Source organism: Ligilactobacillus acidipiscis (assembly GCF_900116935.1).
Taxonomy (GTDB): Bacteria; Bacillota; Bacilli; order Lactobacillales; family Lactobacillaceae; genus Ligilactobacillus; species Ligilactobacillus acidipiscis.
In genome coordinates this window covers 2,537,826-2,548,208 of the sequence record NZ_LT630287.1, presented here as the reverse complement: position 1 = coordinate 2,548,208, position 10,383 = coordinate 2,537,826, and the positions used below count along the sequence as shown (strand labels likewise).

At 36.7% G+C, this 10,383-nt stretch carries 8 protein-coding genes; 3 read left to right on the top strand and 5 right to left on the bottom strand.

Going from position 1 to position 10,383, the window contains the following annotated elements; all coding sequences use genetic code 11:
* Positions 1–310 precede the first annotated feature (310 nt).
* The 5 genes from BQ5903_RS11800 to BQ5903_RS11780 form a co-directional block, all read right to left on the bottom strand.
* Positions 311–1,663, bottom strand: a complete 1,353-nt coding sequence (locus BQ5903_RS11800; protein WP_010495771.1) for an amino acid permease — start codon at positions 1,661–1,663, stop codon at positions 311–313.
* Positions 1,664–2,291: 628 nt separating this feature from the next.
* The gene (locus tag BQ5903_RS11795; protein ID WP_079579623.1) at positions 2,292–3,005 is read right to left on the bottom strand and encodes a GntR family transcriptional regulator; all 714 of its coding nucleotides are present in this window, start codon (positions 3,003–3,005) and stop codon (positions 2,292–2,294) included.
* A gap of 172 nt (positions 3,006–3,177) precedes the next feature.
* Positions 3,178–3,975 carry a type I methionyl aminopeptidase gene (gene map, locus BQ5903_RS11790; RefSeq protein ID WP_079579622.1) on the bottom strand — a complete coding sequence of 266 codons (798 nt, stop codon included), beginning with the start codon at positions 3,973–3,975 and terminating at the stop codon, positions 3,178–3,180.
* A gap of 277 nt (positions 3,976–4,252) precedes the next feature.
* Positions 4,253–4,711: a GNAT family N-acetyltransferase gene (locus BQ5903_RS11785; RefSeq protein WP_079579621.1), complete on the bottom strand. Its 459-nt coding sequence runs from the start codon at positions 4,709–4,711 to the stop codon at positions 4,253–4,255.
* A 10-nt stretch (positions 4,712–4,721) separates the two neighbouring features.
* Positions 4,722–5,639 (bottom strand): magnesium transporter CorA family protein, encoded by a 918-nt coding sequence (locus BQ5903_RS11780; RefSeq protein WP_079579620.1) that lies wholly within the window; start codon positions 5,637–5,639, stop codon positions 4,722–4,724.
* A 256-nt stretch (positions 5,640–5,895) separates the two neighbouring features.
* Here BQ5903_RS11780 and BQ5903_RS11775 point away from each other — a divergent pair, with 256 nt between their 5' ends.
* The 3 genes from BQ5903_RS11775 (at position 5,896) to BQ5903_RS11765 (ending at position 10,329) form a co-directional block, all read left to right on the top strand.
* Positions 5,896–6,816, top strand: a complete 921-nt coding sequence (locus BQ5903_RS11775; RefSeq protein WP_079579619.1) for an aldo/keto reductase — start codon at positions 5,896–5,898, stop codon at positions 6,814–6,816.
* Positions 6,817–7,086: 270 nt separating this feature from the next.
* Positions 7,087–8,007, top strand: a complete 921-nt coding sequence (gene rihC, locus BQ5903_RS11770; protein ID WP_079579618.1) for a ribonucleoside hydrolase RihC — start codon at positions 7,087–7,089, stop codon at positions 8,005–8,007.
* Between the two features lie 480 nt (positions 8,008–8,487).
* On the top strand, positions 8,488–10,329 hold the full coding sequence (locus tag BQ5903_RS11765; RefSeq protein WP_231920872.1) for a glycosyltransferase family protein: 1,842 nt from the start codon (positions 8,488–8,490) through the stop codon (positions 10,327–10,329).
* Positions 10,330–10,383 lie beyond the last annotated feature (54 nt).

The window sequence follows — 10,383 nt, the reverse complement described above, 5'->3', positions numbered from 1 at the left end:
CCGTATAAGTCATCGGTGACATTCGAGGCCAGAGCCAAAACAATTAAAAGGAAAAGAAGTAGACCAACTAGTCTTAACATTTTGATCCCTCCCTGAGAATCATTATATTTAAGATGAAATAATCATCTTGTTGATTCGTCTTTATTATAGCAAAATTGTGTGGGAGTACTCAATCTAATTGTTTGGATAAAATCAATAAAAATAGTGTGTTCTCTTTTTTTTTTTTAGCTACTAAAACCATCAATTTTTATTAAAAATATGCAACAAATGTTTCACGTGAAACATTTGCTGCATATTTAAGCAGATCCAATTATTTCTGCGTATATAGCGGTTTATAGCTTAAGAATAGAGCTACGGATACTAGAAGTGCAAATAATAGTGGGATCCTAGTAGTTTTATCAAAGAGTAAGAAAATCAAAAAACCACCGAAAAAGAGTAGGGTCAGATAATCAGTCCATGGGTAGCCTGGCATTCTGAAAATTTGACTTCCTACAGGATTTGTTTTGCGGTACTTTAAATGACAATAGACGAGAATTAACCAGACTAAAACAAAACTGATTGTTGATACGCTGGAAATCAATTCAAACACATTATCTGGGATCAAATAGTTTAATAATACTACTAGCAATAAAAATACGGTTGAAAAATTTAACGAAGCATAAGGGACACCGTTTTGGTTTACACGGGCTAACTTTTTAGGAGCACTGCCGCTATCGCTGAGAGAGTGTAAAGTTCGACTTGTGCTAAATAAACAGCTGTTTGTCGCTGAAAGAGCAGCAGTCAAAACAACAAAGTTTAAAATACCAGCAGCTCCAGGAATTCCGATGGAAGCAAAAACTTGGACAAATGGGCTGGTGGATGTTGAAATCTTATCCCAAGGATAAATACTCATGATTGCAATCATTGAACCGACATAAAAAAGGCCGATCCTAATGGGCAGGCTATTAATAGCAGTGGGTAAATTTTTTTCAGGGTCTTCAGTTTCACCTGCAGTCAAACCAACCATTTCGATACCTACAAAAGCAAAAACGATCATTTGGAAGGACATTAAAAAGCCATAACCTCCGGTAGCAAAGAAACCACCGTGAGTCCATAGATTTTCAAAACCAGCAGAATTTCCATCGATATTAAATTTGAAAATAGCTAAGAAAAAGCCTACAGCAATCAGTATTATGATTGCCAAAACTTTAACTAGAGAGAACCATGATTCAAGATCACCAAAGAGACGGACATTTACGTGATTTACCAGATATAGACACAATAAAATTATTAGCGGCGTGGCCCATTGTGGAAAAGCTGGAAACCAATACTTGATGTAGATTCCACTTGCAGTTAAATCAGCCATTGCCAAGCTGATCCAACAAAACCAATAAAGCCAACCAACTACGAATTCTAAACGATCTCCCAAATAAATTTTAATGAAATCCAAAATTGAACGTTGAGACAAGTCGGATAGTAATAGTTCGCCGACTGCTCGCATCATAAAAAAACAAAATAGTCCGACTATTATGTAAGATAAGATGATTGCTGGGCCTGATGAATGAATCGCACTTCCTGATCCTAAGAACAAGCCAGTGCCGATCGCCCCCCCAATAGCAATCATTTGAATATGTTTGTTTTGTAAAGAACGCGACAGTTTTTGTGATTTCTGAGGTTGCTTCATTAATGTTCCTCCTCGTATTTGAAAATTCTAAAAATTTATGTCAAAGCGAAAATGAAAGCGCATTAAAAGACATCCCCCATACTATCGTAATAGTACAAGGGGCGTCTAAACGCTGTTCCACCCAAGATTTACGGTTTATTGACCGCCCTTCAGCAAGATGTCTTAATTTGTATAAGGAAATAATTGCTTTAACGCACTGATAAAGGTTGTGCTACCATTCCATTGTTGTTTACTGCCATTTTTGCTAGTTTTCAGCCCTTACCAGCTCTCTGATCCTTCCATGTATCAGTTACTTCCTTATCTTACATGTTTTTCGTGATAAATATCAAGTACTCTTTTAAAAATATTTCCATAAAAAAGAAACCCGTTATAAAGTGGGCTTCAATCTTTTTTTTGACAGATTACGTAACATGTCTCATTTGGAGAATGTAAACATGAATACAATTGCATTTTGGGTAACATACAACGATAAGGTTACTTCAGTTTTTACATAAAATCAAGTTAAAAAACACGAAAATCTAATTTTATTTATGAAACTGTATACAATGGTATATATCAATTATCGTTACTAAATTAAAGAAAGCGGTTAAAAACTTGTTATTGGTTTTTTTAAGCAATAAACGTTTTTTTAAGACAAAGAATTGTTAATGTGCATGTAAACAGTCATTCCCTTTTGAAAGTAAAAAGAATTAGAGTAATTGAAAGGATGCTCATTTTTGGTACAATTTATTTCTTCGATCTTTAAAGTTGGAGTACCAACTGGTTGCTTACTTTCTTGCGCTTCATTTTCACCTAGACTGTATACACTCACATATTCGTCGGCATTGGTAACCTCAATATCATAATTTTCCACGATGAAACTGAAAATTGAATCTTCACATATTTCTTTATTAAGATAAGGAACTTGTTGTTTTAAATAATAGGCATGTTCCAGACTGACCAAGTCTTTATTTGAGAAGCGTAACCTGCTAACATAATAAACTTGATCATCAGGATCACAATCTAAATGTGCAGCAATTTCTTTTCCTGCGGGGATAACTTTTAAAGCATTAACCTTTGATTTAATGATAGTTCTTTTTCCCAAACTGCCGAGTCCGTTTTTACCTGCAATGTTCATAAAATAACCATCGCTGTGCAAAGGCACGTTAACAAAATATCCACTACCTTGAACACGCTTGATCAAGCCCTGTTCAAATAGTGCGTCCATCGCATTTCTAATCGTATTTCGACTGGTGTTATATTTTTCAACTAATTCTGCTTCACTGGGTAATTTATCCGTGTATTTTCCGTCTGCAATGTGTCTTGAGATCTCAAATGCGACTTTTTTATATTTTAAAACCATTGTCTACCCTCCTCGTATGGGCTTTATTTTAATTAAACTTTGTTATTTTTAGGATAACTCCTCATGGCAAAGAGTTCCGCTTAACTAATTTCCACACTATACTGCTTAAAGCGCAATATGGTGTAGAAATCTGTTAATGCTCACTCTTTAGTCGTCATGCTCCGCTCACTTTTTAGAGTAAGTACTTTTTATCTCCAATCGGGTCTTGGGACGTTAAAATCTTTGGGCCGTCATTTGTAATTGCTAATGTATGCTCAAATTGGGCTGAAAGACTGCGGTCACCTGAAAGATAATATTCCCAACCAGTTTCTGGCACTATTTTTGTGTCGATTTCCCATGAACCACCAGCATTGACCATTGGTTCGATCGTGATCACCATTCCAGCTTTTAAACGTAATCCTTGATGAGGCATGCCATAATGATAAATATCTGGGGCTTCATGGACAGACGGTCCAATACCATGGCCAATAAGCTCTCTTACGTCTCCCATGTGATGTTTGGTCTCGACATATTCCTCGATCGCATGCCCAATATCGCCCACTCGATTGCCGACTTGTGCTTGTTCTATTCCAAGGTATAAAGCTTTATGCGTCACCGCTAATAATTTATCAATTTCGGGAGTTGAATCACCAACGACATAGGTCCAGGCAGAATCACTTTGATAGCCGTGCCAACTGACACAGAAGTCAACTTTAACCACATCATGATTCTTGAGTTTTAATCCCTTGCGGGGTGTAGCGTGGGCAACTTCATCGTTAATACTGATACAAGTTGCGTATTTATATCCATCGGCTCCTTTTTCTGAAGCAATGGCGTCATGATCTTGAATATATTGATCTACTGATTGTTCGATTTCCCAAGTATCCATACCCACATGTAATTTATCACGTAACATTAAATGCGCTCCTGCCAAAATAGCACCTGAATGTTGCATGCCTTCTATTTCTCGTTTAGATTTTAGAGTAATCAAAATCATTATCTCCTTAATGTTTTTCTGACCTAACAATAACTTATCATTTTAATTCATAATAGCATAATGGAATAAGTTATTTGAAATATTAGTATTGTTGTGCTATTGACAACACTAACTACACGTTACATTATACGCTTAAAGGAAAAATATTTGTTGGGATAATTACGATTTGTCACATGTTTCACAAAAACTAAAAACTTATCTTTTTTCATTCAAAAAAGCACCTTAAACCTGAGATTTCGGTCACGGTACTTTTTTAGGATAAGGTTTATAACTAAAGTAACTTTTTTAGACGCAGCATGTCTTTTAAAACTAGCTTATTTTCAATTATCTCTTTGTTGTAATGAATGGAAAAGAAGTCTTGGTCAATACCAACAATGCGGAAGCCGCGCTTTTGGTATAAGTATAGTTGTGCAAAACTAGTTGAACCAGTCCCAATCTCTAAACATTTGAATTTTTTGTTTCGAGCAGTCTTTTCTGCGAATGTTAACAATTGCTGTCCAATTCCCTGATTCCTTATTTTGGGGTCAACTGCGATGTTAACAATTTCCAGTGTCTCTGGATGTGTTGGTAGTAATATTATGATGCCGACAAGCTGACCTTGCGCAGTTGCTTGGTAACAAAAAGAACGATTCAAGTATGAATCTATTAGTTCTTTAGAAGGATCAGCCGCTAACAATAGTTGATAATGTTGAGTTGTTGGTTTCTTAAAAACTGTAATTTTGAGTTCCATAATGTCTTCCTTAAAGTTTGTGTCCAATCCGTAGTATAAATAACAAAAGGAGGGCGATGATCACTGAAAAAATCAGGACCATGATCCATGCGTATGATGTATGGGCGCCCGGCAGACCAACATTCATGCCATAAAATCCGGTCAGGATCGTGGGAATAGTCAAAGCAAGCGACCAGACGGTCAAGACTTTCATCGTATCGTTCAGGTTATTGTTGGCAATGGTGTTAAAAGTATCGCCGATCCGGCCAACGACCGCTAATTCAGTTTCGATCATTCGCGAGACCTGTTCGCTTTCGATCACGACGTCTTCTAACATGTCTTTTTTTGCACTTTGTTCACCGGTATAACTGGGCGTAAAGAAGTGCGTATGCGGTAATTTATGAAACATTGTTAAATTTAATGCACTGGCACTTGAAAAATAAGAGAGAGTTTGTTGTAAATGCGAAAATTTGATCAATTCTTTATTCTTGATTTCTTTATTAAGTACTTTATCCAAACGATTGCGTTCTTTAGTTAGATTATGCATGATAGGCATGAAGCTATCCATTAACTCGAATAGGGCAGCGAAAATAAACTCATTGCGAGTTTGGTAAGCTTTTTCGCTGTGCTTATGGATGATTTTTTCAAAGTTTTCTTCGCCACTTGGATTAAAAGTGAAGATAAGGCTGTCGTGTAATAAAAAACCTACTGGTTGAGTGATATATCTTAATTGTCCTTTATGCAAAGCATGTGGTATTTGAACGATGAAGAGTTCATCACTGCTGTCTTCATCATAGACATAATTTGGTACTTCATCGCGATCAATAACGTAGTTGATCACTTCTTGCGTAAGACCATATTGTTGTTTGAGTTGAGTAGTTTCTTCAGTGGACAAACGCTTTGTTTGGATCAGGGTCAGATCTGCGGTAATGTTTTTAGATTTGAGCATAATTTTTCCTCGGTTGATCAATTGTATTATTCACATTGTAATAGTTGTTGGTGCAAAAGACAAAAGTTCCTTGCTGTTTAGTTATAGTTGTAGAGATGATCGACATTATTTGACAATTATCTTTAAGTGCCAGAAACTAAACGTGTAAATTACTTTATCTATTTAATAGTAAGGGGGGTCGTTACTCCTGAGTTTTTGAAAGACGTTTGTTGTTAGTCAAAGTAAGAAGTACTTAATGGATCAAGGAGTGGTAATGATGAGTGAAAATGTTTTAGCTAAAACTACAGAATTAAATAATGGCGTCAAGATGCCGGTTTTTGGTTTAGGTGTTTGGAAGACCAATAATTCAAATGCGGCCAATTCAGTTTTTACAGCAATTGAGAAAGGATATCGCCTAATAGATACGGCTAAGCAGTATGGTAATCAGCCGGGTGTTGGCGCAGGGATAAAGCAGGGCCTGCTCAAAACAGGATTAAACCGTAAGGATCTTTTTGTAACATCTAAGGTGTTCAACGGTGATGTTGGTTATCAAGCTACTTTGGAGGGCTTCAAGGACACAATGAACCAGTTACAGCTTGATTACTTGGATCTTTATCTGATCCATTGGCCAGTAGATGGACGTTACTTGGACACCTGGCGCGCATTGGAAGAATTGTACCATCAAGGAAAAATCAGGGCGATCGGCGTTTCTAACTTTGATACTGAAAGGTTACAGGACTTGATGGCCCACTGTGATGTGACACCAGCTGTGAACCAACTAGAGTTTAATCCGTTGAATCAAGAAAAAGATATTCGGCAGTTAATGCAGTTGCAAGGTATCCAGCTAGAAGCATGGTCGCCTTTAGGTGGTGGTGAATCATTAAATGAACCAACGATTCAGAGATTAGCTGACAAATACCATAAGACACCTGCACAGGTTATTTTGCAGTGGGATATTCAGCAAGGTGTGATCACGATCCCTAAATCAGTGCACGAAAAACGTATCATAGAAAATAGTCAGGTCGGTAATTTTGAATTAACCCAGGAAGACCAAGCAGAAATCGCTAAGTTGGATCAGGCCAAAAGAAGTTTATGGTACGAAGATTTCGCATGGCATGATCCGCAAAACCCAAATGGAGTTTCAGATGCCGTTGATCAATGGGACGATACGGAAAAATTTTTGCCAAAAAACAAATAGGTGAGTTTTTAGCAAAGGACCTTGTCAAAATATGGCAAAAATATCTGTATGAGTGAAAATGAGATTTTGGTAAAACGCTTTACATGTTGCTATAAAACTATTATATTTAATTTGCACCGCTACTTTAAAAAATTTCAGTATTTTATTTAAAGCAAACAAGTTTAGCAAAAATTGTTAAGATAATGGGCTTGAGTAGCAAATAATCTTTCAGTGCTAAATAAATACACTTAATTATGAATAGTTTTAGCAGTCATACAAGGAGGAATATCAATGGCAATTAATATTATTATGGATACAGACCCGGGGATCGATGATGCAGCAGCACTTACGATGGCGATCAATGATCCACAGATCAACTTGAAGTTGGTTACTGCTGTTGCCGGTAATGTTACAGTTGATAAAACAACTGCAAACGCTTTAAAAATCGTGCATTTTTTTGGTAAAGACCAGGAGATCCCTGTTGCCGCAGGGGCTAAGCAACCTTTGATCAAGCCTTTCGAAGATGCTGCCAGGATCCATGGGGAATCAGGTATGCCGGGGTATGATTTCGGTACTGATTATGGTAAACCAATTCAGAAATCTGCGGTTGAAGCTTTAAGAGACGAAATTATGGCAAGTGATGAACCGATCACTTTGGTACCGACTGGTTCTTATACTAATATTGCGTTGCTATTTACCGAATATCCCGAAGTTAAGGATCGTATTAAAGAAATTATTGCGATGGGCGGGACTTTAGCAAAAGGGAATATGACCAGTGCTGCGGAATTTAATGTTTTTACCGATCCGCATGCGGCAAAAATTATGTACGATTCAGGGATCCCGATCGTGATGGTCGGATTAGATGTGACCTTGAAGGCGCTGTTAACTCCCGCAACGATGGATAAGTTAGGAACGATGGGTAGAACGGGGAAAATGTTGCAGGCGTTAGTTACTCATTACAATGACGGTGACGAGAATGGTCATCCGATGCATGATGTTAATACCATCTTCTATCTTCTCCATCCAGAAGCCATGACAACGGAAGAAATGTGGGTAGATGTGCAAACAGAGGGCCCAGCGATGGGAGAAACTGTGGGTGACATTCGTGGAGCATACCACGATGGTAAAACAAATGCTAAAGTTTGTGTTGATATTGACGCAGCAGCATTTAATAAGTGGTTCTTAGAAGAAGTTGCTGCAATCAAAGACTAGGGTCAAAATATATTAAAATCTTTGAGTTTTGTTTTTGCAAATAGGTAATTTTAGAGTGAGTAATATCACTCTATTTTTTTGTCTTTGATGTTTAATAATCAATTATTTTCTCAATTTTCTTAAGAAAATAATGTTTTTAATACAATAAGCAGAATGATTTGCGGAAAGTATGGTTAAAGATTTATAACAGAAAATGAGTAGAGTCGTGGGACAAAACAATAAAGTTTATATCCCAAGAAAACAGTTTTGTTAGAGGATAAAGAGCATACTAACCACTAAAAATTAACTATAAAGAATTGGTGAGAATAAATGAAGCAAAGCTATAATAATAAAGTTTTATTGATAATTAAACGTTGTTTGATAATATTGGCTCTCATATATTTGAGCATTGGTACTTGGGCAAATATATATAACGCTTCATCACCGCTAAATTCATTGGTATTACTGCCATTAATTATTATTGGTCCGCTTCTATTTAAAATGGTTTATTCATGTATCAATGGACTCACGGTCAGTCAGTTAAAAAAAGCAATCCTTTTTTCATTTGCAATTATGATCCTTGTCCAACTTTACGTCCTGATCGCAATGCCGGCAACGGTTTATCATGATGCATTCAGGACTGTGCAACAAGCTGAACAGATCAGTACTGGTGATATTGATTGGACGAGTACCTATTTTTTGCGGAACCCCAATAATGTACCGATCGTGGTTTTTTTAGGTCAGTGGTTTAAGTTCACTAATTTTTTAGGGCTTAGTCCTAATGTCGCATTGAGTGTTTTAAAATTACTTATTTTTGACGGAATGATCGTCACCATTTTAGCTATTTTGAAAGAAATTAAGGGTGATCTTAAATTATCGGCGATGGCCGCTATTTTTTTCTTACTAAGTCCATACAGTTATACGTATAATATCCAGGTTTTTTATACAGATACCCCTATTTTTTTAGCTTGTGCTGTGACGGTTTTGATTTTATTGAAATGGCAGGAAAGAAAAAACAGTTTAGATAAAAGCAAGCAAGGTAAGTTGTTACTGTTTCCGCTATTTGGGGCTTGTTTGCTGGCACAAATAATTAAGCCTAATTTTTTGATCTTTGCGATTGCAGCTCTGATCACAACCATACTGCTTTACTTTTTTCAAAGATTGTCCTTAAAAAAGATTTTAGCACCATTAGTTACCATAATTTTAGCAATTGGTTTAGCATTTCCCGCCGGTAAATTAGTCAATGCTTCTGTTGATTATCACTATCATCAGTCATATGAATTGCCAACTCTGCATTGGGTCGAAATGGGGCTTAATGCTAAGAGTTATGGGATGTACAGTGTACAAGATACTAAACGGACATTAAAAATTAAAAACTTAAAAAAAAGACAAACGGCAGCGAAAAAGGTCATTAAACAGAGGGTTAAAAAGTTAGGATTTTTTGATCTTAACAAGTTATGGGTCACTAAGATGGGGATCTTATTAAAAGTAAATTATTACAATCAAGCTTATACTGGTGGTTTTGTGCAGTCGCCATCCTGGTTTCAAAAACATCAACGCTGGTGGAGTGCTACCGCAGATATAATGTTGCGCTGTTCTTTTATTTTCCTTTATTCGCAAGCTTTATTAGCCTTAGTCAATGAATTTAAAAAACATCAAACTGCAGGGCTCATCATATTTTTGCTATTGGTGATCAATGGTTATTTGACGGCGCATATGCTTTTTTGGGAAGCTGAAGAGAGATATGGACAAGTTATTTTTCCGTTGTTAGTCACGGTGATCGGTTTGGATTTAAGTTCCTCTGTTCAGTCATTTACATTTGTAAAGACAAAGAGATGGCTTGTACTACGAGTATTGTCTCTGATCGCGGTCATTATTTTTGTTGGCGGTAATTATCTAGTTTTGAATAAAAAACAAATTCAGGGGCTACCCGTGATAACAGTTGCCCAACGCAGCCAATTATCAGATCAGTATCATGCCAAAGTTGTCTGGCTGGAACCGGGGGAGTATGTGACACAAAATATGTGGGTCAAAAGTCAAAATAATTATTTTTCCTTTTTAAAGGCCCCAGGCAGCCGAGCAAGTGCGATATTAACCAACATTGATAAATCTGTCTCTTATAATGTGACACCAGGGCATCTTAAGTTTAAGCAAAATAAGTTTGAACCTGGAAAATATCAATTAAGGCTTTACAATGCAACGTCCAGGCGACAACCTGTTTGGCTAGTGCGAACTCATCATTATCAATTAGGGCAGGAACCTGCCAACATTTCTGAACCAGATTGGGGAAAGAGAACGTTGATTTACTTATTTGGACAAACTCAAAAAAATATCAAACAATGACTTGCCTGCGGTGAAAAGAGTTGGTAATTATGAATTTCAAAAGAAAGTTGTTAA

Coding starts and splice junctions, on each gene's coding strand:
- BQ5903_RS11800 (WP_010495771.1), bottom strand. CDS start 1,663: ATGAAGCAACCTCAGAAATCACAAAAACTGTCGCGTTCTTTACAAAAC.
- BQ5903_RS11795 (WP_079579623.1), bottom strand. CDS start 3,005: ATGGTTTTAAAATATAAAAAAGTCGCATTTGAGATCTCAAGACACATT.
- BQ5903_RS11785 (WP_079579621.1), bottom strand. CDS start 4,711: ATGGAACTCAAAATTACAGTTTTTAAGAAACCAACAACTCAACATTAT.
- BQ5903_RS11780 (WP_079579620.1), bottom strand. CDS start 5,639: ATGCTCAAATCTAAAAACATTACCGCAGATCTGACCCTGATCCAAACA.
- BQ5903_RS11775 (WP_079579619.1), top strand. CDS start 5,896: ATGAGTGAAAATGTTTTAGCTAAAACTACAGAATTAAATAATGGCGTC.
- rihC (WP_079579618.1), top strand. CDS start 7,087: ATGGCAATTAATATTATTATGGATACAGACCCGGGGATCGATGATGCA.
- BQ5903_RS11765 (WP_231920872.1), top strand. CDS start 8,488: ATGGTTTATTCATGTATCAATGGACTCACGGTCAGTCAGTTAAAAAAA.